14 protein-coding genes are annotated in these 22,349 nt (G+C 70.4%); 4 read left to right on the top strand and 10 right to left on the bottom strand.

Translation table 11 applies throughout. The features are described 5' to 3' along the window. Positions 1–8: 8 nt before the first annotated feature. Together AB0959_RS00950 and AB0959_RS00945 are read right to left on the bottom strand one after the other, a co-directional pair. The gene (locus AB0959_RS00950) at positions 9–2,132 is read right to left on the bottom strand and encodes a hypothetical protein (protein WP_366824069.1); all 2,124 of its coding nucleotides are present in this window, start codon (positions 2,130–2,132) and stop codon (positions 9–11) included. A 153-nt stretch (positions 2,133–2,285) separates the two neighbouring features. Next, on the bottom strand, positions 2,286–2,570 hold the full coding sequence (locus AB0959_RS00945; RefSeq protein WP_366824068.1) for a lactococcin 972 family bacteriocin: 285 nt from the start codon (positions 2,568–2,570) through the stop codon (positions 2,286–2,288). Positions 2,571–3,134: 564 nt separating this feature from the next. Between AB0959_RS00945 and AB0959_RS00940 the strand changes: the two genes are divergently transcribed. From AB0959_RS00940 to AB0959_RS00930, 3 genes are read left to right on the top strand one after another with little or no spacing between them, the layout of a single operon-like run. Next, complete coding sequence (locus tag AB0959_RS00940) at positions 3,135–3,659, top strand: PadR family transcriptional regulator (RefSeq protein WP_366824067.1); 525 nt, start codon at positions 3,135–3,137, stop codon at positions 3,657–3,659. Next, positions 3,656–4,342: an ABC transporter ATP-binding protein gene (locus AB0959_RS00935; protein WP_366824066.1), complete on the top strand. Its 687-nt coding sequence runs from the start codon at positions 3,656–3,658 to the stop codon at positions 4,340–4,342. The genes AB0959_RS00940 and AB0959_RS00935 overlap by 4 nt, the downstream gene beginning before the upstream one ends. Further along, the gene (locus AB0959_RS00930) at positions 4,339–6,690 is read left to right on the top strand and encodes an ABC transporter permease (RefSeq protein WP_366824065.1); all 2,352 of its coding nucleotides are present in this window, start codon (positions 4,339–4,341) and stop codon (positions 6,688–6,690) included. The genes AB0959_RS00935 and AB0959_RS00930 overlap by 4 nt, the downstream gene beginning before the upstream one ends. A gap of 63 nt (positions 6,691–6,753) precedes the next feature. Here AB0959_RS00930 and AB0959_RS00925 read toward each other — a convergent pair whose 3' ends face one another. The 3 genes from AB0959_RS00925 to AB0959_RS00915 form a co-directional block, all read right to left on the bottom strand. Beyond that, complete coding sequence (locus AB0959_RS00925) at positions 6,754–7,182, bottom strand: hypothetical protein (protein WP_366824064.1); 429 nt, start codon at positions 7,180–7,182, stop codon at positions 6,754–6,756. A gap of 4 nt (positions 7,183–7,186) precedes the next feature. Further along, positions 7,187–7,597, bottom strand: coding sequence for a roadblock/LC7 domain-containing protein (locus AB0959_RS00920; protein ID WP_366824063.1), 411 nt, complete (start codon positions 7,595–7,597; stop codon positions 7,187–7,189). A gap of 107 nt (positions 7,598–7,704) precedes the next feature. After that, on the bottom strand, positions 7,705–8,733 hold the full coding sequence (locus tag AB0959_RS00915; protein ID WP_366824062.1) for a MarR family transcriptional regulator: 1,029 nt from the start codon (positions 8,731–8,733) through the stop codon (positions 7,705–7,707). Positions 8,734–8,986: 253 nt separating this feature from the next. Here AB0959_RS00915 and AB0959_RS00910 point away from each other — a divergent pair, with 253 nt between their 5' ends. Beyond that, positions 8,987–9,520 (top strand): alkyl hydroperoxide reductase, encoded by a 534-nt coding sequence (locus tag AB0959_RS00910; RefSeq protein ID WP_366824061.1) that lies wholly within the window; start codon positions 8,987–8,989, stop codon positions 9,518–9,520. 97 nt (positions 9,521–9,617) lie between these two features. Here the strand turns inward: AB0959_RS00910 and AB0959_RS00905 are convergent, their stop codons facing one another. The 5 genes from AB0959_RS00905 to AB0959_RS00885 form a co-directional block, all read right to left on the bottom strand. Next, positions 9,618–10,130, bottom strand: coding sequence for a hypothetical protein (locus AB0959_RS00905; protein ID WP_366824060.1), 513 nt, complete (start codon positions 10,128–10,130; stop codon positions 9,618–9,620). Between the two features lie 14 nt (positions 10,131–10,144). After that, positions 10,145–10,687: a hypothetical protein gene (locus AB0959_RS00900; RefSeq protein ID WP_366824059.1), complete on the bottom strand. Its 543-nt coding sequence runs from the start codon at positions 10,685–10,687 to the stop codon at positions 10,145–10,147. A gap of 135 nt (positions 10,688–10,822) precedes the next feature. After that, positions 10,823–11,344 carry a hypothetical protein gene (locus tag AB0959_RS00895; RefSeq protein ID WP_366824058.1) on the bottom strand — a complete coding sequence of 174 codons (522 nt, stop codon included), beginning with the start codon at positions 11,342–11,344 and terminating at the stop codon, positions 10,823–10,825. 5 nt (positions 11,345–11,349) lie between these two features. Beyond that, positions 11,350–17,844: an RHS repeat-associated core domain-containing protein gene (locus tag AB0959_RS00890; RefSeq protein ID WP_366824057.1), complete on the bottom strand. Its 6,495-nt coding sequence runs from the start codon at positions 17,842–17,844 to the stop codon at positions 11,350–11,352. A 156-nt stretch (positions 17,845–18,000) separates the two neighbouring features. Beyond that, a complete protein-coding gene (locus AB0959_RS00885; RefSeq protein WP_366824056.1) occupies positions 18,001–22,341 on the bottom strand; it encodes a LamG domain-containing protein in 4,341 nt (1,446 codons plus the stop codon). Positions 22,342–22,349 lie beyond the last annotated feature (8 nt).

The raw sequence follows: 22,349 nt of genomic DNA, 5'->3' as shown, positions 1-22,349 counted from the left end.
TCGCGTGCTCAGGCCTCACTGCTGCCTTCTCGGACGATGCGACGGTGGAACAGGGTGAGTGCGCCGAGTACGACGCCGAGGGTGACGGCGGCGAGGCCGGCCGCGGCCAGCAGGTCCGGTCCGGTGATCTCCTCGGGAGAGTACGGGGCCGGGATGCCGCGTGCCGCGTACTCGGCGAGGTCCTGGTTCCTCCACCACGTCCGTACCGGGAGCCAGGCGGCCAGGAGCGCGGCGAGGGCCGCCTCCACGGCCAGAAGGGTGCCGTGGGTAGCGAGGAAGGACCATCCGCTGAGGTGCCGGACGAAGATCGCCTGAGCGTTCCTGCGGGCGTGGACGATGCACACCCCGGTGGCGGTGATGAGCAGCACGGCCGTTCCCGCGGCGAGTTGGAACAGCTGGAGCCGGAAGTCGTGGGCCGCTTCGCTCATCGCGACCGCGGCCTTCTGCTTCACCGGCAGGAGCGCGGCGATGTAGGTCCGCATGGCGGCGTCCTCCCGCAGGATGTCGTGGACGTCCCGCGGGTCGGGGAAGACCACCTGGTTGCGGGTGGCGAAGGCGTAGTAGTTGATCTGGGTGAGGTAGTCGGACCCGTTGGGGACGACCAGCACGACCGGGTCCGGCACGAAGGAGCGGTCCAGCTCGTCTCCGTCGGGGCCGAGGCTCTCTCCCGGGGTGTAGGTGAAGATCCGCTGGCCGTTCTTCATGGGGCGGGTCTCGATGTCGCTCGGGGCGATGCGATCGGGGTCCTCGGGCCTCAGGACGCCGGGCGTGCTCTCGCGCAGGAGCGGCACCTGGTCGCTGAGGGTCTCGGGGACGAGAAGCCGTACCTTGCCGTCCCCGGTGTCGCCCTCGCCGTCCCGGGCGTCTCCCTTGGTGTTCCCGGGCCGGTAGCGCTGCCCGCCGGGGGCGAGGACGGGCTGTTCGGCGAGGAAGGAGTCGTTCACTACGAGCAGTTCGCCCGGTACCTCCTCGCGGAGCAGGTCACGGAGCCAGAGCCGCCCGGCCATGATGATCTTGCCCTGTCGGTCCGCCTGATGGATGCGGCGCCCCACGGCCCGTTCCATCTTCGGCATGTCGTCGATTCCCACGCTGCCGGTGATCCGGATTCCGGTCGCGTCTCCCGTTCGGGCGTACGTCTGCCAGGTCTCGCGCCGCTCCAGGAGGTCCCCTCCCGCCGCGACCACCGAGGCGAGGAGTCCGACGACCAGCAGCAGGGCGGGGATCCGCACCGCGTAGGCGGCCAGGGAGACGGCTCGGGCGGGGACCTCCCCCTTGAGCGCGGCCCGCAGCCCGGTGCGGAAGGTCAGTCCGAGCACGGCGGCGTGCGCCGCCAGCACGATCAGCTCCAGCACCACCGCGATCCCCACGGCGACGGATGTGTAGAGCCCGAGCCGTGCCCAGCCGTTGAAGACGCCGAGCCAGGCGAGCACCACCGCGGTCAGCAGACCCGCCGAGACCAGCCAGAACCGGCGCAGCAGGCGCAGGTCCCGGAAGAACACCCCGGTCAGGGACATGCCCTGGAGCCTGAGCACCCCGTAGCCCTTCGCGCCGAGGAGCACGCTCGCGCCGGTGAGCGTCACCAGGGCCAGGGCCGTGACGAGGAAGGCGTCGAACAGGGGACCGTCCGCGTAGGACGACCACAGCTCGGACGGCGACAGGGGGTGACCGGCGCTCGCCCGGAGGCCGAGCGAGGCGAATTCCGCGGTGACGTCCGCGTCCGGCGCGTGGGGGCCGAAGACGTAGTAGAAGCCCCTCGGGTCCCGATTTCCGAGCTCGGCCATGGGGTGGGCCTCGGTGACGACCCGCCCGCCGAAGTCCGGGTAGCCGTCCTTCAGCCAGGACGCCGCGTCCGACCGCGGGTCGCCCACCGCGAGATAGAGGTGGCGGCGCCCTTCCGAGTCCTCCAGATCGGGCAGCTCACGCCCGATCACCGCACCTCGGTCGGCCGCGAACTCGCCGAGTGCCCGCACGACCTCCTCGCCGCTCGCGGAGCCGTCCGACTCGTCCACCCGCAGCGCGGTCCGACTGCCCAGGACCGTCCCTTCGTCGAGGTCGGAGACGACGAGGAACGCCAGCAGCGCCGCGAAGGCCAGGGCGGTGGCATGGACGAACTTGATACCTCTGTGCAGCATCGCCTGTCTGTTCTCGCATCGGGCGCTCGGTGTGTGAGGGGGCGGCGTGGTGCCGCGGAGACGAGCCTCCGCGCGCCTGTGGGGAGCGGATGGCGCCCGCTCCCCACAGCACTCAGGGATCGGCGGCGGGGCCGACCGGATCCGGCGAACGGATCAGCAAAGACGCCAGTAGGCCTTGTCGGTTTCGAGGTCCCGCGACCCGGCAGCGGTCCTCGACCAGCGGCCGCGCGCCGTGTCGGGGCTGCGGTCCGTGAACGAGCCCACCGAGGTGGAACCGTGGCACTTGCTGCCGTGGTAGTAGTCGGACCACACCCGTGAGCTGGACACCCCGTGGTCCCAGGTGCCGCCGCCGACGTTGTCGATTTCGGCGAGCGCTGGCGTGGCGGTGGCGATGACGAGCGCGCCCGCTGCGATGCCGAGCTTGAGCTTCTTTCTCACGTGGATCGATCCCTCCGTTGTCCCCGATGTCTTCGGAGCCCCCTCACCCTAGGAAGGCAGTCGATCAAGCAATAGCGAGTATCAGGACGCTGTGCGACCTGCGAAAACCCGATGTTCGACCAGTAGTCGCCACCGCCTCGGCAGGCCCGGGGGGAGCACGCGGCGACGCCCGTGCGCGAAAAGCGGAAGGCATCCGCCCACGACCGGAAAACCACTTGACGTTTCAAGATCACACAGGTGGCGTGCGGTTCCCGCCCCCGGAGCCCTGGGGCGCCCGACCAGGAAGCGAAGGTTCCGTCGCGGCGCGACCCGGCAGCCGGATCGCGCGCGGCCCGACGCACGAACGACCGCCTGCTCGCATGGCCGGATCTTGTCGGTGACATGACTATGCAGCGAGTGAGGACGGGGGCCCGGGCACCCCTCCGGCGGCACGCATTCGGCGCGTGTCGACGCCGATGACAGGACTGTGACAATCGCCCCTGACCTGCGCTCTCGCGACCCCGACCGCCATCTATACACAGCATGTATACGCCGAAGGTATACGCGGTGTGTACAGTGCTCGCCATGTCCATCGGTCACACACTCCTCGGGCTCCTGGAGTCCGGGCCCCGACACGGTTACGACCTGAAGCGGGCCTTCGACGAGAGGTTCGGTCACGACCGGCCGCTGCACTACGGCCAGGTCTACTCGACCATGTCCCGACTGCTGAAGAACGGCCTCGTCGAGGTCGAGGGCGTCGAGCAGGGCGACGGTCCCGAGCGGAAGCGGTACTCGATCACCGAGGCCGGCATCACCGATGTCGAGCGGTGGCTCGCGGCGCCCGAGAAGCCCGAGCCGTACCTCCAGTCCGTCCTCTACACCAAGGTCGTCCTGGCCCTGCTCACCCACCGGAACGCGAGCGAGATCCTCGACACGCAGCGCTCCGAGCACCTGCGCATGATGCGCATCCTCACCGACCGCAAACGCAAGGGCGATCTGGCGGACCAGCTGATCTGCGACCACGCCCTGTTCCACCTGGAGGCCGACTTGCGCTGGCTCGAGCTCACCGCCGCCCGTCTCGAAAAGCTCTCCGAGGCGGTGGTCCGATGACACCCGCCGGCTCCCTGCTCGTCGCGACCGACCTGCGCAAGGCGTACGGTCCGACCACGGCCCTCGACGGCGCCGAGTTCTCCATCCACCCGGGCGAGGTCGTCGCCGTGATGGGCCCCTCCGGCTCCGGCAAGTCGACCCTGCTCCACTGCCTCGCCGGGATCGTGACGCCCGACTCCGGGTCGATCACGTACAACGCCCGCGAGATGGCCACCATGAGCGACGGCGAGCGCAGCGCGCTGCGACGCAGCGAGTTCGGTTTCGTCTTCCAGTTCGGCCAGCTGGTGCCCGAGCTGACCTGCGTCGAGAACGTCGCCCTGCCGCTGCGGCTGAACGGCACCTCCCGCAAGGAGGCCGAGCGCACCGCCCTGTCCTGGATGCAACGTCTGGAGGTCGACGACCTCAAGGGCAAGCGGCCCGGTGAGGTCTCCGGCGGTCAGGGGCAGCGGGTCGCCGTGGCCCGCGCGCTGGTGACGAGCCCGCGCGTGCTGTTCGCCGACGAGCCCACCGGCGCGCTCGACTCCCTCAACGGCGAGCGCGTCATGGAGCTGCTCACGGACGCCGCCCGGTCCACCAACGCGGCCGTCGTCCTGGTCACGCACGAGGCGCGGGTCGCCGCGTACTCGGACCGCGAGATCGTCGTACGGGACGGGAAGTCCCGGGACATGGAGCGGGCCGTATGAGTGCGGGCCAGTCGGCGCGCGACCTGGCGATGGGCATCAGGTTCGCCTTCACCGGAGGCCGCGAGGGGTGGGTGCGCGCCCTGCTCACCGCCGTCGGAGTGGGACTCGGGGTGGCGCTGCTGCTGCTCACCTCGGCGATACCGAGCGCCATGGCCGCGCGGGACGACCGCGAGGACGCCCGGGACGACATCGGCCTCGTCCTCCACGAGGAGACCGCCACCACCAAGCCGTCCGACAAGACCCTGGTCGTCGCCAACACCGACACCACGTACCACGGCAGGGACGTCCGAGGACGGCTGCTGCAGCCCGAGGGGTCGCGGGCGCCGCTGCCGCCGGGCGTGGGGAAGTTCCCCGCGACGGGTGAGATGGTCGTCTCGCCCGCGCTCGACGAGCTGCTGAAGTCGGGCGACGGGAAGCTGCTGAGCGAGCGGCTGCCGTACCGCGTCGTCGGCACCATCGGCGAAGCCGGGCTGGTCGGTTCGCGGGAACTCAGCTACTACGCGGGCGCCGAAGGGCTCGCGAAGCGGATCGACGGATCGACCGTGGGCCGCATCAAGAGCTTCGGGTCGGTGACAGACCAGTCCGGCGGCGAGGAGATGGACCCGGTCCTGCTGCTGCTCATCCTGGTCGTTCTCGTGGTGCTGCTCATGCCGGTCGCCGTCTTCATCGCCACGGCCGTGCGGTTCGGCGGCGAGCGGCGCGACCGCCGGCTCGCGGCGCTCCGGCTGGTCGGCGCCGACGGCCGGATGACACGCCGGATCGCGGCGGGCGAGGCCCTCGCGGGATCCGTCCTGGGGCTCGCGTTCGGCGCCGTCTTCTTCCTGATCGGCCGCCAGATCGCCGGTTCGGTCGAGGTGTTCCACCTCAGTGTGTTCCCGAGCTATCTCAACCCCTCCCCCGCGCTCGCCCTGCTGATCGCCGTCGTGGTCCCGGCGTCCGCCGTCCTCGTCACCCTGTTCGCGCTGCGCGGCGTCGTCATCGAACCGCTCGGCGTGGTCCGCACGGCCAAGCCGCCCCGGCGCAGGCTCTGGTGGCGGCTGCTCATGCCGCTCGCCGGTCTCGCGCTGCTCTACCCGATGATCGGCCAGGGCTCGGAGAACGGGGGCTTCAACGAGTACATGGTCACCGGCGGCGTCGTCCTGCTGCTCGTCGGTGTCACCGCCCTGCTGCCGTGGATCGTCGAGGCGTTCGTCGCCCGCATGGGCTCCGGCTCCGTGTCCTGGCAACTGGCGGTCCGCAGGCTCCAGTTGAGCAGCGGCACCGCGGCCCGCATGGTCAACGGCATCGCGGTGGCGGTGGCCGGCGCGATCGCCCTGCAGATGCTGTTCGCCGGAGTCGACGACCGGTTCACGACGCCGACGGGCATGGACACCAGTCGCGCCAATCTGGAGATCGAGATGGCTCCCGACATCCCGGTGACCACCATCGGGAAGAAGCTCGAGGGGACCAAGGGCGTACGGCAGTACGTGGCGGTCTCCAGGGGCTGGGTCGGCGACAAGCCCACCGACCCGGACCTGGCCTCGGACGTCACCGTCGGCAACTGCACCGCCCTGCGCGAGATGGCGAAGCTCCCCTCCTGCCGGGACGGCGACGTCTTCGTGCTGACGCGCCAGGACATCCCGGACACGGAGAAGCTCACCCGGCAGCCCGGCCGCACGGTGTACTTCGACCCGGGCTACGACTCCACCGAGGGCAAGAAGATCGCCTGGACGATACCCGGAGGCGCGAAGAAGGCCGAGAAGCGCGCGAACTCACTGCGCGGGGAGGAGATGTGGGGGCTGCTGGTCACGCCGTCCGCCGTTCCCGCGAAGGTCGCGCCCGCGCTCACGACCTCCGCCTACGTGCTCCTCGACACCTCGGTGCCGGACGCGACGGACCGGGTACGGAACGTGGCGGCCGCGATCGATCCGCTGGCGAACGTCTGGAACTGGGTGTCGGCCGAACGCTCCGGCACGTACGACTCCATCCGCACGGGCCTGTTCGTCGGCGCGAGTTGTGTGCTCATGCTCATCGGCGCGAGCCTGCTGGTCTCGCAGCTGGAGCAGTTGCGCGAGCGCAGGAAGCTGCTGTCGGCCCTGGTCGCCTTCGGCACCCGGCGCCGCACGCTGGGCCTGTCGGTGCTGTGGCAGTCGGCGATCCCCATCGCGCTTGGCCTCGTCCTCGCCTCCGTCGTGGGTCTGGCCCTGGGCGTGGTGCTGCTGAAGATGACGGCCGTCCCGGTGACCGTGGACTGGGCGAGCGTGCTGTCCATGACGGGCATCGGCGCGGCTGTGGTCCTGGTGGTCACGGTGCTCAGCCTGCCGCCGCTGCTGCGGCTGATGCGGCCTGAGGGGCTGCGCACGGAGTAGCCGGGCGCGCGTGGTCGTACGGCGACGGGCCCCCTCCGCACCGGAGGGGGCCCTCACCCGTCCTCACAGACTGTGGCTCCGCACCACCCGCCGCGCCTGTGCGAAGAGCATGCCCACGTTCACCGACTTGCGGCAGACGACCACGGCCACCACGTCCTGCTGGTCGTTCATGCGGATGAACAGATGGGTGAGGTTCTCGCTGTTGACGAGGATCTCCTGGAAGTAGTGCTGGTCGCTGGTGACGCCCCGGCGCTCCTTGAACACGTCCTCGATCATCACGACCGTACGGCCCTGGAAGAGGTCGAGGGTGGCGCCGGCGAGCAGGTCGAGGACCTCCGGCGGGTGACTCTCGACCGTCTCGTACGACAGCAGCATCCCGGTCGACATGTCTACGACTCCGGAGGCGACACAGTCGGGCGCCTCGCTGCGCAGTGCTTTGACCAGGCTCATCACCTGGTCGGAGAAGTTGGACGTCATGCGCTTGGTCGCCATCCCCTCACACCGACCCGACCGCGGGTACGGGCTCGCGCCCGGCACCGGTCGCCGTCAGGATCGCGTCGATACGGGCAAGAGCGGGGCGGGCTTCCTCGTGCAGCCGGTCCACGTCTATGCCCTCGTCACCCAGGACCACCAGCAACGCGGTCTCCCCCACCGCGTAGAAGGCGGCGCAGCCCCGGCTGCCGTGGGTCACCGTCTGGCGCAGGGTGCCGCGCCCGGTCGCCTCCGCCGTGCGGCGGGCGAGCCCGAGTCCCGCGGCGGCGATCGCGGCGAGGCCCTCCGGGTCGATTCCGCCGGCGGTGTCGGCCGCGATGAGCAGTCCGTCGGCGGCGGCCACCGCCGTGTCGGTGACACCGGTCACCTGCTCGCGCAGGCCCCGCATCTCCCTGGTCAAAGCCTCGTGATCCATGTGCGTGGACTCCCTGACGTGTTCGTGGTGTTCGTGGTGTGCGTGATGTTCGTGGTTCTCCGTGTCTTCCGTGTGCGGAGCCGTGTCCGTGCCCGTGTCCGTGTCCGTCAGGTGCCGGAGTCCGGGGTCCAGATGCGGTGCCGCAGACGGAAGAACCCTTTCCAGCTCGCCGCCCCGCTCTTGGTCGCGGCGAGAGTCTCGTTGATGCCACTGGCCCCCGGCTCGCGCCGGGGAAGCTTGCTGGGTTTGTGGAGCTGTACGACTGCCGGGGGTGCGGTGGGTGCGTCGCGGGGTGTGAGTGCCTTGGGGTTGGTGACTGTCTCGGGGCGCGGGGATGTCTCCGTCTCCGTGGGGGCGTTCTGGCGTACGGGGATCAGGGCGCCCGTCAGCGGGGTGCGGACCTGGAACGGCAGAGCCGTTGGCGGGGTGTCCTCGCAGTGCAGGAGGCCCTCGGCGAGCATGCGGGCGAGTTCGACGGTGACGGGGTAGACACCACGGCCGGTGGTGAAGGCGAGGTCGCGGGCGGTGCGGCGGCCGTCGGCGTGGGCGAGGATCTCCCGCCGGGCGGGCGGCAGTCGAGGGTCCTCCGCGTCGGCTCGGGGCGCCGGGAGGGGCCGTTCGCGGTCGGGCAGGACCGGGCAGGGCAGCGCGGCGAGGGCGATGAGCTTGCGGGTCGCTTCCTGGAGCAGCCGCAGCGGACTCTCACCGACGGCGACCGGCGCGACCGGTCCGGAGCCGGAGGGCTCGGCGAGGGGTTCGACGCCGTCCACGCGGCCCGCGACGACCGCGAACACCGCGTCCTGCAACGCCATCATGCGGACGACCCGCAGCTGTGCGGCGCCGGCGTAGCCGTGCGCGACCAGTCCCGCCTCCGGCCAGCGCCCGGCCCCCGGCTCGCGCAGCAGCCCGTCCCACTGCTCGCCGCTGATCCGCCCCGAACGCAGCAGCAGCGCCTCGGGGCCGGGCGCGCCCGGGCTCTCGACGGCGACGACGAGCCCACCGCGGAGGTGGAAGGCGCCACCGGGTTTCCCGGACACCCGGAGTTCCCCGGTGGCCACGTCCCGTCCGCACTCCGCGAGGGTCCGTGACAGCAGGCCGTACCCGGCCCGGTCGAGGGAAATCCGACGGTCCGCCATCACTCCCCTTGACCTGTTCGACCTGTTCGACCTGTCGCCTGTCGCACACACGCCTGACGTGTAACTCCGAGGGGGGTAGGTCTAGCAGCCGGGGAGCGCCACGCGGCGGCGGTCTCGCTACCTGCCGTTACCTGACGGAAGATGAAGCGCACGGCACCCAAAAATCTTTGTTCGGGTGCTCATTTGACCGATTGCGGGACGGTTCGTGTGTCGGTCCCCACCGCATGAACCGCTGACCGGATGGTGATCCGACATGTCGCTCGACTCCCTCAAGTCCTCGCTGCCGGACTACGCCAAGGACCTGAGTCTGAACCTGGAATCGGTCATCGCCGGGTCCGGGCTCACGGCCCAGCGGCTGTGGGGCACGGTGCTGGCGACGGCGATCGCCTCGCGCTCGCCGATCGTGCTGCGTGAGCTGGCGCCGGAGGCCAGGGCGCACCTGTCACCGGAGGCGTACACGGCGGCCAGGTCCGCCGCCGCGATGACGACGCTGAGCAACGTCTTCCACCGCACCCGTCATCTGCTGTCCGACCCCGCGTACGGGACGCTGCGGGCGGGGCTGCGCATGAACGTCCTCGGCGACCCCGGTGTCGAGCGGGTCGACTTCGAGCTGTGGTCCCTCGCCGTCTCCGCCGTCAACGGCTGCGGCGTGTGCCTCGACTCCCACGAGCGGGCGCTCCGCGGGGCCGGTGTCGACCGCGAGACCATCCAGGAGGCCGTCAGGATCGCGTCGGTCGTCCAGGCGGTAGGGGTGACGCTGGAGGCCGAGGCGGTGTTGGGCGAGTAGCCGTGTTGGGCGAGCAGCGCACGGAACACGCGTCGGGGCCCGTGGCCGTCCGCTCATGGGAGCGTATGGCCGCGGGCCCCGATCTCATGCGCCGCCGCTACACCGTCGGCCGCCCCCGCCGGCGCTGCTTCTCCAGCCGAGGTCGTACGGCCCGCCGGAAGTGCTCAAGCCTCTCCGCGTCGTCCTCCACGAACTCCAGGATGCCCAGTGCGGTCTCCGTCTCGCCGTACACCGCTTCCCGGTAGTACAGCCAGAGCCCGGCTCTCGCCCGTTCCAGGCACGCGTCACCGAGGCCTGGGCGTCCCGCCTCGACCTCCGACCGGTGCGACTCCCCGGCGACCATCGTCTCCAGAACGGACAGCAGGTAGCCCCGTGTGCGGGACGGCAGCTCCCCGGCCAGAGCGGCGAGGATCACGGGCACGGCTTCCGGGGCTGCCTGGAACAGCAGTCCCGACACCTCGAGATGGTTCTCCAGGTGCCGACCCGGCACCTCGCCCTCGGGCGGATCGGCCAGCAGTCCACGGAACGTCTCCTTCAGGTGCTCGGCGGACTCGCCACAGCCGCACCGGTACCCGGACCAGTCCAGCCGTTCGAGCTCCAGTACGGCCAAGGAAGCGCCCTGGATCATCCGGTCCGCCCGCCGAGCACCGTGTCCATCCCCGCCAGCACGTCGGGTGGGAGTTCTTCCCTGGGAACACCGAGCCCGAGGTCCGGCCGTTCCCGCAGGACCTCGCCGAGGGACCATCCGACATCCTCGGCCCCCACGTCGACCAGCACATCGTCGAGTGCGGCGAGTTCGAGTGCTTCCAGGCTCTCCGGGCACTTCCACCACGCGAGGTCGACGACCGCGCCGAAGCGGTGGTCGATGTCCGCGGAAACGTCGAGGAGCGCACCTGAGAGGCGCTCCGCCCGCCAGTCCCACGTCAAGGGGGATTCGTCCAGCAGCCCCCTCTGGAACTCGACCGGCGGCCGGTATCCGTGGTCCCTCATGTAGTGGAAGATCATCTGGGGTGCCGCGTACACCGCCCCGTCGGGAACGTAGAAACGGTATTCGCCGTTTCCCGCGAACCTGGAATCCGCCGGACACAACTCGCAGTCGTGTTCACCGAGCGACAGCACGGCGACACGCTCCGCGCCTTTCTCCAGACGTTCGGGAAAGCCCTCCATCAGTGGCCTTCCCAGCGCTCCTTGAGTCCCGCCTTCCGCCCCAGCCATGCCACACAGCTCATGGGGACCGGGTAGTCGGAGTAGGCATACAGCGACAGGTCCGGATATTCCATGACACCCCCTCGGTCCAGTTCCTCAGCAACCCACTCTTCTCCAGCGCGTCACGTCACCATCGACGTCCGCGCGCCAGCGTGGAATTCCGAGGAACCTCCCTGCCCGCCGTCCGACCATCGTGAGGGGATTGACCTGCCTCAGCGCCGCCTGCCAGGAGCGAGCCTGCCTACGCCGCCAGAACTCCTCCTGCTCCTCGACCGTCCCGACCCGCTCACAGGGGGCCGGGGAGAGCAGCGGAACCAGATCACGCATCGTCGGGTTCCTGAGAGCGGGAAGCAGGTACACCATTCCGCCCCCCGCCCCGCTGGCAGCCGGTGACGGGCGTGCGTTCACCCGCGCGCCGTTGCAGCACAACCGCACCCCTTCGGTTTCGAGTTGACCGCACACCTGCTGGAGCGCGCGGAAGAGGTCTTGGCCCCGCCCCTCGAACGAGCGCCCGTCAGCCGACTCCGCGACAACCACCCACGGTTCCTCGTCGGAACTGTGGACGATCCAGTCCTCGAATCCGCTCGGCGTCCGCGCGGAGACAAGTGTCTTATCCATGTGTGTCATCCATGTGGCCTGAATCCCGGATTCTCGATCACTTCGCCCGTAGGTTGTGCCCACTCCCACCGCCGCGCCCGCACGATACTCGAGGCGTCGATTCCGTTCGGGAACACGATCTCCCTTTCGGCGCGGAAGACATAGTCCCAGGGCAACGCCTTGTTGACGCTGATACCCGTGCCGGGATGCGCGATCTCGTACACCCATGTCTTTCCCTTCGCATGCTGGGGGAACATGGCGGCGAGCGCCTCCCGGTCACTGGTTCCCACCCAGGCGGAGGGCGTGTTGTTCCGCCCGTAGTCCTGAATATCCGTGTTCGCCCCCTTGGAGTGGAAACCTTCGGAGAACACCACGCTCGGGTGCCTGTCGTCACCGCGAAAGACCCGACGGGGAGTGACGACGGCCCGCGGCTTCACGTCGATGTGCGGGAAAGCCGCTCCGGCCCTCGGCGTCACCGCCGCCGGCACGTTCGCTTCGGCCTTCTTCGCGCCCTTCGTCTCCGTCTTGATGATCAGGGATCTGATCAGCTTGAAGAGCTTGCCGACCTTGGTGGTCGCCTTGGGCAGACCGGCAGCGGCATTGCCGGCGCCGGGCATGAAGGGCGCCAGGAATTCGGCGATCGCGTAGCTGATCTTGTAGGCGAGGGTGTTCTCGGGTTCCCCGGCGACGTCCTTGAGGGTTTCAGTGACGCTGATCAGGCCCTTGCCCTCGCGGTCCCGCTTGATCGTGTCGGCCTTCTCGTTCTCCCCGAGGAGCCGGTAGGTGCCCTCGGAGATCTTCGAGTAGCTGTCGACCGTCCCGTGCCAGAAGCCCTTCGCGGCGCTCTTGGACTTCTTCTTCGCCGACTTGGCCAGGTCGATCAGGTCGTCGATCCAGCCCCAGAGCAGCCCTGAGGGGTCGGAGAAGGTCGCCGGGCTGTTGTTGGCGTAGAGGTAGCCGTGCAGCTGCTGCGGGTCGGCGAGGTCGAGGACCGGGTCGAGGCTGATGAAGCGGCCCGTGGCGGGGTCGTACTCCCGTGCCCCCAGGTGGACCAGACCCGTCGACTCGTCGTTCGTGCCGCCGACGAAGCCCCTGGTGCCCGGCCAGTTCGCCGGCTTCGTGCCGCGCTCCTCGCCGAAGGGGGTGCTGCGCCGCTGGGTGAGCGCCAGGGTGGCGGAGTCCACGGCGAGTTCGCCGGTGCCGTGGTGGTCGCCGAGGGTGAAGGTGACCTTTCCGTCGTCGCTCTGGACCGCCTGGTTGCCGCCGCCCAGGTCGATGTAGCGGGTGGCCTTCGGCTTGGTGGAGCCCTTGGTGAGGGTGATCTCGGTGGGGCCGAGGTAGAGGGTCGTCTCCGTGTCGGTCCGCTTGATCAGCCGCTGTCCGTCGGGGTCGTAGACGTACGACGTGCTCTTGCCCGCCGTGTCCGTGACCTGCGATAGATGCCCCTCGGCATCCCAGTCGAGGGTCTGGGTGACGCCGTCGACGGTGCGCCGGACGGTGTTGCCGACCTCGTCGTAGCCGTAGGAGCTGGTGCCGCCCTTGTCGTCCTTGACCCCGGTCAGGGTGTGGGGCTGGGCCGCCCCGGCGTCCGGGTGGTCGTAGGTGCGGGTGACGTCCTTGGCGCTGTCACCGGCGGGGTCGTGCCGGACCTGGGTGCGGCGGCTGCCCGCCTTGTCGTAGGTGAACGACTCCCAGTACGGGGCCGGTCCCCCGACCACGCCCGACGAGGGCTTGTCCGCGCAGCTCTCGGCCGACTGGGTCCAGGCCTCGGTCGTGCGGCGCAGGTGGTCGTAGCCGAAGCACTGGGTGTCGGTGCCGGAGCGCGAGACGTCGGAGACGGCGCGGACGTTGCCGATCTCGTCGTAGGTGTAGGTCGCGGACCGGTCGACCCCGGCCACGTCCTGCCGGTCGACCCGGCTGTTGTGCAGCCGCTGGGTGCCCCACTCGTAGGTGTTGGTGACCTGGGTGATCTTTCCCGTGCTGCCGTTGGACAGTTTCACTTGCTGGGGCTTGCCGGTCAGGCTGTAGCCGGTGACCGCCTTCAGGCCCTGGCTGCCGTTGATCTCGGTGGGCCGCAGGATGTCGTCGTAGGTGTAGGTGACGCCGCCGCCCGGCAGGGAGCCGGCCGCCGGGAGGCCGACGCTGCGTACCGTTCCGTCGATGTTGTAGGCGGTGCTGAACTGGTAGGTGCCGCCGAGTTCCTTCTCGCTCCCGGGGACGGTCGTGGTGGTCCGGGTCGCCCGGTACAGCGGGTCGTAGGCGAGGACCTCGGTGGTGTAGGCGGCGCCTCCCACGTAGCGGGTGCTGGAGGACAGCTGCCCCTTCGCCCCGTCCACCTTGTCGTACGACCACTCGACGAGCTTGGGGCCGGTCGCCGAGCCCTCGCGGACGGTGGTGCGGCGCCCGATGTCGTCGTAGCCGTAGAACAGCTTGTTCTTCGCCTTGCGGGCGTCGGTGGTCGACAGCAGCTGGCTGCGGTCGTCGTACGCCCGGGTCGTCGTGCCCTTGTCGGGGTCCGTCGTCGTGGCGACGCGTCCGAGCTGGTCGTAGTCGTACGTCCACTTGTTGCCCGAGGGGTCGGTGACCGTGGAGAGCTGCCCGGCCCGGTCGTAGCCGTAGCGGGTGGTGTCGTAGCCCGAGTCGGCGGTCCGGCCCTGGTGCTGGCGCAGTTCGGTGACCTGGCCGGCCGCGTCGAAGAGCCTGGTGGTCGTCGTGCCGCCGGCCGGCGGGATCTCGGTGACCCGGTCGCCGCCGTAGATGGTGCGGGTGGTGGCGAGGACGGCGCCGCCGTCGCCGTTTCCGGCCACCTGCTTGGACTCGACGGTACGGCCCAGGCCGTCGAACCTGTTCCAGGTCTGCGTCTCCACCTTCAGCGCGTCGTCCGGCTTCAGCAGGGTGCCGGAGGGCGCGCCGGTGTTGTAGTAGGTGGCGAACGTCTTCTGGACCAGGCCCCGTTCGTCGTAGAACACGTCGTCGATCAGCCGGCCGCCGTCGGGGCCGGGCGCCTGGGTCTGACGCTTGCGCAGGAAGCCGTCGTAGAGGGTGTACGAGGTCAGCTGGGCCGCGTTCTTACCGAGCGTCCTGGTCGCGACCGAGACCGGCTTGCCCTCTTCGAAGGTGTAGTCGAACTGGTAGTTGGGGGTCTGGTGGGAGGCGGCGGACCGGTTGGGCAGCCACACCTTGGCGGTGCGGCCGAGCGCGTCGTAGGCGTACTCGGTGCGATTGTCGTTGGTGTCCAGCTCGTAGGTGGGCTGGCCGCGCAGCGGGTCGAGGAAGCTCTTGGTCACCGTCGCCGTGGAGGCGTCACCCGCGGTCGAGGGCGGGTCGGTGACGGTGATCTGCTGCACGGGCCCGCTGGTGGGCGAGTACTGCGTCGTGGTGGTCCGGCCGTCGCCGCGGGCGGTACGGGAGACCAGCTTGCCCTGGGCGTCGAAGACCACGTTCGCTTTGAGATCGGTCGAGGTCAGCTCCCGACCGTAGGAGTCGACGGTCGTACCCGACTCCAGATAGGTGCCCTGGGTGGCGCCCGGCGTCTTCAGCGTGGCCACCGCGGTGACGTCGCCCTTGGTGGGGGTGGCCCCGTACGTGGCGGCGTCGTAGGCGGTGTGGACGTCGGAGATGACGTCCTTGGTGCGGTCGGGCGTGGCGCCGCAGCCGACGGCGAGGGTCTCGACGCGGGCCGGCAGGTCCAGGATGTTCGCGTCCGCGTTGTCGGCGTAGGTCGTGCGCACGCACCGGTTGTCGGTGGCCGTGGAGGTGTCGCCCTGGTCGTCGACCTCGCGAGGCCGCCCCGCCACCGTGTCGTACGTGGCGGTGGACCGGGTCTCGCGCCACTTGGCGCCCGCACCGTCGTCCAGCGAGGTGAAGCTGCGGGAGTCGGCCTTGCCCGTGAGGTTCGCGGTGATCGTGCCCCAGGAACGGGTGCGTTTGGCCGTCTCGTGGGTCCAGGGCCGGACCACCGACTTGGAGAGGACCTTCCCGCCGGGCTCGGAGAAGCTCACCGTCCTGTACGGGAACCCGGCGAGCGACTCACGGTCCGTGAGGGGGTCGCCCTCGCCGTCGCCGAGGGCGACCGAGACGGTCTTCGTGCCGCCGGAGCCGTTCAGGCGGTCGCCGTGCATGCCGCGCAGGAAGTACTGCTCCTCCTGTGTCTTCATCCCGGCCTGGCCGCCGGTCTGCACCCGGACATGGCCGTAGCCGCGCCACTGCGACCAGGTCTTGAACTTCTCCTTGGTCAGCCCGTCGTCATCGTCGTAGTGCCAGGCGGCGCCGCCGAGGTAGCCGTAGCGCGTCACCTGGTCGGGAGAACCGCCGGTGCGGTCGGTGGAGGTGACGGAGTCCACCACGTACTTGTTGAACCACTGCCGGGTCGGGTCGTCCGTGGTGCTGCCGCCGATGAACTGGGGGAAGCAGCGGGTGGTGTTGGTCTCCGGTGTCGGCAGGGCGTCCCAGGAGCAGGCCGCGCCCGAGTAGTCCACGTCGATCTGGCCGCCCGCCTCGTCGGCGACGGTGGACAGCCGCTCCTTGATGAAGGGCGCGAACCCGTCACCGGTCTTGTCGAGCCGGTTGGCCAGCTGGGTGTACGCGAACGTGGTCTTCGGCAGGGTCAGCGCGGGCGACGCGGTGTGTCCGGTGCGCTGCACCGAGGCGAGCAGGAGCTGGTAGTCGACGTCGGCGGTGCCCCAGCGGTGAGTGAGCTTCCAGGTGTCCACGTCGGCGAAGGAGCCGTCGGGCTTCTGCAGCTGGGTGGTGATCTGCGTCAGCCGCTGACGGGTCCAGAAGGTCGGCGCGAACCGGCCCTTGTCGCAGTCCGTGCCCGCCTTGCAGTTCATGTCCCAGGGCGTGTCGTACCAGTAGTACGACTTGTCGTCGATCGTGTCCGCCTTGCAGGTCACGCCGTCCTGCGGCAGGCAGCGCTCGGCGGAGGTGAAGTCGACCTTGGCACCGGGCTTGGCGTACAGGTCGGCGGACTTCAGGCCGTACTCGGCGCGGTCGAGGAAGCCGCCGCGCACGTACGGGGTGTCGTCGGCCTTCTCCAGGTTGCGGCCGTAGGAGTTGGTCTCCTTGTCGTAGTAGTACGCGATCGCGTTGCCGTGCGGGTCGACGACGTAGTCGAGGTTCCAGCGCCAGGCCTGCTGGCACCATGAGTCCTTGAACGCGGAGGCGTGGCAGGGCTCGCCCGAGTCGTCGCCGAAGACGGGCACGGTCCAGGTGGAGTCGGTGGTCTCCTTGCCGGAGGCCCAGCCGGGCAGCCGGTGGTAGCCGAAGTAGTAGCGGGTGCCGTCGGGTGTGGTGACGCGCCAGTACTCGTTGCCGTCGTCGCCGTTGGCGCGGTCGGCGCCGGTCAGCCGCGTGATCTTGGTGCCGTCGTCGTTGCGGAGCCGGAACTCGTCCCCGCCCGCGGACACGAGCTCGCCGGCCTTGCCGTTGAACGAGATGGTCGCGTTGTCGTAGCCCCAGCACAGGTCGCCGGGCTTGTTGCCGTCGGCGTTCTTCACGCCGTCGTCCGCACACGGCTTGTAGGAACGCTCGATGAAGCCGGGCCAGATCTCGAAGCCGTCACCGGCCCAGGACGACTGGTTGTTGGTGTTTCCGGTACGGCCGTCGAGCAGCGCGGAGTCGTAGTCGAGCCCCAGCTTGGGCGTCAGCCCGCCCGCGACCTGGGGGACGGCCATGGCGTACGACCACGAGAAGTCACCGGTGTTGAGGTTGGTGCTCCAGGTCGCGGACGGCGACAGCGGGCTCGCCTTGTAGTCGCCGGCCGGACTCTCGGCTCCGGCGGTCGCCGCGAGGACCGTGACTCCGGACGGGCGCAGGGTGACCGCGTCGGCGGTGAGGGTCCGGTCCTCGGCGTCGTTGTCGGTGGCCACCGGCTTTCCCGTACGGCACGCGGACTTGGCGGGTGTGGTCAGCGCGCACGCGGGGAGTTCGACCAGGCGCAGCCGGGAGGCGTAGGAGCCGCCGTAGGCCTGGGCGAAGCCCGCGTAGTCGAGGCGCAGGCCGACCTTGTCGCCGCTCCGCTGCCCGGCCTTGGGGGCGACGGTGAACAACAGACCGTCCACGCCGGCGCGTTGGGCTGCCTTACGGGTGTGCAGGCGCACCTCGGCGGCGGTGTTCCCACGGGCCGTGGCCTTGGCCGTGGCCTTGGCCGTGGCCTTGGCCGTGGTCTTCGAGCCGTTGGTCTTCGGCGCGAGCAGTTCGACGGGCAGGTCGCCCGCCGGGGCGCCGGGCCCCCGCGTCCCGGGGACGTTCACCACCGCCGTGCCGGGCTTCGGCCATGTGGCCTTCGGGGCCTTCTTGGGCAGCCGGGGGGCGTCCTCCAGCGTGCGGGCCTTCACCTTGCCGTTGTGGCCGGCGACCGGTTTCTCCGACGCCGGCGGTCCGGGCAGTTTCCCGCCGGCGGCCGTCGCGGGTGAGGCGGCCGCCTGGACGAGAGTGCCCACCATGACGGCGGACAGCGCCAGCGCCGTGCGCCGGCAGAGCGCCGCGGCCCAGGCGCGCGGTCTTCCCTTGCCGTTCATCCCTTGTCATCCCTCGGGGTTGCGCGGCCGTGAGCAGCACGGGGCATGGGTCGGCCGCGGAAGTCGGGTGTCAGGTGCGTGCGTCGACGTGCGTGCGTCGAGGTGCGTGGGGCGGCGGGACGGCCGGTGGTGCTGCCGTCCCGCCGCCCGTGAGGGTCAGATCCCGCCGGGTACTTCGGTGGGCAGGCCGGACCAGCCGCCCGCGAGCATCGCGATCTGTGCCTCGTCCAGGGCGCCCTGGAAGGTCCAGACGTCGTCGATGCCGCCGGGCCAGTACTCGCCGGTGGTGGTACCGGTCCTGGTCCGTCCGATCTGGAGCGACTTGGTCGTCGTGAACGCGGCCGTGTTGTAGGCCCACGAGACCCGTTCGCCGCACTTCGTGTCGTCGGGCGTGCCGTCGTCGTCGCTGTCCTGGCAAGCGATCTGTTCGAGCTGGCCGTTGACGTAGAGACGGACCGTGTCGGCGAAGCCGTCGTAGACGAGGGCCAGGTGGTTCCACTCGGCGGCGTCGTAGAAGGACTGGTTGACGGCGGTCACGACGTTCGCCTCGGCGGAGTCCGTGTCCGGCAGCGCGATCTGCCAGCGGCCGAGGGTGCCCTGTCCGGCGGCGGGCGGAACGTAGCGCACGGCGAAGGCGCTCTGTTTGGCGCCCTCGGCGCTGATCACCGTGGCCGGTCCGTCGGGGGTGGCCGCGGCCTGGGCCCAGGCGGTCACGGTGTAGCTGGCTCCGGTGTCGAAGGGGACGCCGGTGGTGGCGGCGTGGTCGTCGACGCCGTCGAGGACGAGCGCGCCGTCGTCCACCCAGCCGCTGCCGATGGCCGCGCCTCCGCCCAGGGTCAGACCGTGGCCGGTGCCCGCGGCGTTCGGCGAGGTGGCCGGGGTTCCGGTGGACTGGTCCAGCAGCCAGCGTCCCTTGACCAGCGGGCGCTGCTTGAACAGCTGGCGCACCTCGTCGTCGGAGACGGTCCGGTCGTAGAGCCGGATGTCGTCCAGGGACCCCTTGAAGAAGTTGCTGGTGCCGCCGGGGTAGCCGGAGGCGCCCAGGGTGAGGGCGCCGTGGGCCGCCCAGGGGGTGGTGAAGGCCTGGGTGGCCTTCAGGCAGCCGTTGACGTACAGCCTGGTCACCTGCGCGTCCGCGTCGTACACGCCGACGACGTGGGCCCATTCGCCGAGGGCGGCGAGGGGGCACTTGGGGTCGGTGGTCTGGTTCTCCAGGGCGCGCACGAGGCCCGCGTCGGCGGTGTCGGCGGTGGCCCGCTGGAAGACCCAGCCCGTGGTCGTGTGGTACAGCTCGAAGCCACGGTTGACGGCGCCGGTCTGGTGGGCGACGACCATCGGCCGGTTGGGCTTGTCCTTGGGCAGCCTGGCCCACGCGGAAACGGCGAAGCTCTGGTAGGTGTCGAGTGCGGGCCGGCCCGTGGTGGCGTGGTCGTCGACGCCGTCGAGTTCGAGTGCCTTGCCGTCGACGCCGGTCGCGCCGGTCGTGGCCCCGCCCTTGAGTACGGCGTCCACGCGCTGGGCGCGGCCGGTCAGTTCGACGTCGGTGGCCTCCTCGTCGAGCGGGAACACCAGCTTCGCGGGACGGATGGTGTCCACCGGTTCCTTGGCGTACAGCTTGCCGATCTGCGCGCCGCCCAGCTGGTAGTCGAAGAGCTGGACCTCGTCCAGTCCGCCGGCGAAGTGATTGTCCGGCTCCCCGTAGTGCGAGGCGGCACCGAGGAGCGTCCTGCCACGTGCGTCCCAGGGCGTCGTGAAGTCCGCCGAGGCGACCTGCTTGCCGTTGACGTAGAGCCGTATCTGCTGGTCGGTGTTGTCGAACACGCCGACCAGGTGGGTCCAGGTGCCGAACCGGGCGGCCGTGCAGGCGGTGTCCCCGGAGGGGCAGGCGGGCTGGACCGCTCGGGCCGCGGTGGTGCCCGCCGCGTCGGCGCCGTGGCGCAGGAACACCCAGCCGCCGAGCGCCGACGAGTAGTAGATCTCGAAGCCGCTGGTGTTGCGGCCCGCCTGGGCGACGGCGACCGTCGACGTGGTGGGCGCCTGGGCGGGGAGCTTGGCCCACACCGACACCGAGAAGCTCTTGCCCGTGTTCAGCACCGGGGAGGCGGTGGCCGCGTAGTCGTCGACGCCGTCGAGTTCCAGACCGCGGCCGGTGACTCCCTCGTCTCCGGGCTTGAGGCCGCCGGCCAGGTCGGCCGGCCACTCGCCGCCCTCGCCCCGCACGCTCTGCGCGCCGGCGCCCTCGTCGAGGCCCCAGCTCAGCCGGTCGGGCTGTCCGGCGCGTACCCGGAACTGGTAGGTGCGGATCTCACTGGCGTTGCCCGCGGCGTCGAAGGCCTGCGCGGTGACGAAGTTGACGCCGGGTCTGGTCGGCATGAACTTCATGGTCTTGGCGCCGCCGCCGGACGTGGTCAGGGTCTGCTTGCTCGTGGGGTCGCCGTTGACGCCGAACCAGTACTTGGTGACGTCCGACGAGGTCGAGTCGATGGTGAAGGTGCCGTACCGGCCCACCCCGTCCCACCACGGGTCCTCGGGGTCCTCGGCGTCGGAGGGCGGGTACTGGCCCGAGGTGACGGACGGGCCGGCGGGGACCGAGGTGTCGTAGACCGTGTTGCAGCTGGTCGCGGAGCCCACCCAGGACCAGGGCGACCACTGGGCGCTGTCGTTGGAGCGCGCGTGCCAGCCGATCGTCCTGTTCTTGGGGATGCTGCCGGGCAGCGAGATCGAGAAGTCCGAGCCGGAGGCCTTGTACGTCGACGGGGACGAGGTCCAGCGCGCCGTGAAGCCCTTGCCGTCGCCGGAGTCCCAGGAGGCCTGGAACTGCACGCGCACCCGGTCCTTGTCGGGGTCGGTCACGTCGTTGGCGCGCACCTTCGGCAGCATGCGCACCCGCTTGGCCGCACCCGGCTTGGCGCACGCCCCACCCGGGTCCTGGGTCAGCTGCGACATCCTGATCTGGGCGGGCGGCCGGTTGTAGTTCACCCGCAGGTACGCCGCGTCCGAGAACCGCTTCCACGTGTACGGGTCGGTCTCGCTGGTGGCCCGCAGGCCGAAGGTGATGGCGGACCACTTCTGCGACGCGGCCTGCGCCACCACGCCCTTGACGTTGAACTCGGCGTCGGCGGCAGCGCAGCCGTCGTAGCCGTGGGCGAAGCTGCGGCTCTGAATGTGGTCGACCCAGAACCCGGAGGCGTTCTGCGAGTTCCAGGTGGTCGAGGAGTTGATGCCCTTGGTGCGCCAGAGCTGGACCTCGCGGGCCTCGCACGAGGCCGCGTGGGTCTCGCGCACGACGAACTCGGCGGAGAGGATCGACTTGCCCGCGAACCGCGAGGTCGGGATCTGGTAGAAGAGCCGCTTGGTGTCGTAGGGCTTGCAGTAGTTCCAGCCGCAGTAGCCAAGACCGGCGTCCGACTCCCCGTTGAACTTCCACTGGGGGCTGCTCGCCCAGTACTTGGAGGCCATGGTCCACGCCGTGGTGCGCGGCGAGTACCACTGCGGGTCGATGAAGACCGGGTACACGGTGTCGGGCCCGGCCAGGACCTCACGGTCGGGTGTCAGCACGAGTTCGTCGCCGTCGGAGGGCACGTCCACACCCACGGGTGCCAGCTGCCCGGACTCTCCGGCGCCGGGTTCACCGGGGCCCGCCTTGGCCGACGCCCCGGATGCGGCCGACGCGCCGGATGCGGCCGACGCCCCGGACTTGGCGGATGACGTGGCCGGCTGGGTGGAGTCGCCGGGGCTGGAGTCCCACATCACCGGTGTCGGCGCTTCGAAGACCACTCCGCCCGCGCCCTTGTCGACGGCCTCGAGCCCGCCGTCGGCCGTCTCCTGGACGGTCATCCCTTCGGCAGCGAGCCGCAGCCGCAGTTGGGCCAGGTGTGAACTCTTCGCCGCCTCGGCCGACTTGACCACGAGGAGCTGGGTGAAGCCGTCCGGCTTCGCAGCGAGCCGCAGATCGACGTCGGGAAGGATGTCGGCGTAGGTGGCGGTGTCCCCGTTCAGTTCCGGTGCGGGCACCTTCTCCGGCCATGCCAGTTCGAGTGTCCGTCCAGCCCGCTCCAGGCGGACCAGCGGTCCCTCACCGCCGCCGGAGAAGGCCAGTTCCGTGGAGGCCACCCGTGGGGCGACCATGCCGTCGTCGGCCTTGGCCAGCGTGGTGTCGATGGCCCGCCATCTGCCGTCGACCCGGGTGCGCACCGGCCGCAGGTACTCGCGTGCCTCGAGTTCGCCCTCGGGTGTGGCGAACACATCGCTGGTCTCGCTGCGCAGGGACGTTACTTCGGCCTTCTTGCCCGTGCGCTTCGCCTCGGCGAGGGCAGCGGTCTCCGAGGTCCCGCCCGCCTCGCCGGTGGCGGCCTCCGTCCGCGCGGCGCCCGTGTCCGCGCCGGGCGCGGCCGATGCCGTGGTGCCACTGCCCAGCGAGACCAGCCCCACCGCCAGGAATAAGCTCAGGCCCGCCGCCGTGACTCTGCCGGAAACCCGGCCGGATCTCCTGCGCACGCGCGCAT

Source organism: Streptomyces sp. NPDC046862 (genome assembly GCF_040704615.1).
Lineage (GTDB): Bacteria > Actinomycetota > Actinomycetes > Streptomycetales > Streptomycetaceae > Streptomyces.
Note: the sequence above shows the minus strand (reverse complement) of the source record. Positions and strands in the feature narration are given on the sequence as shown.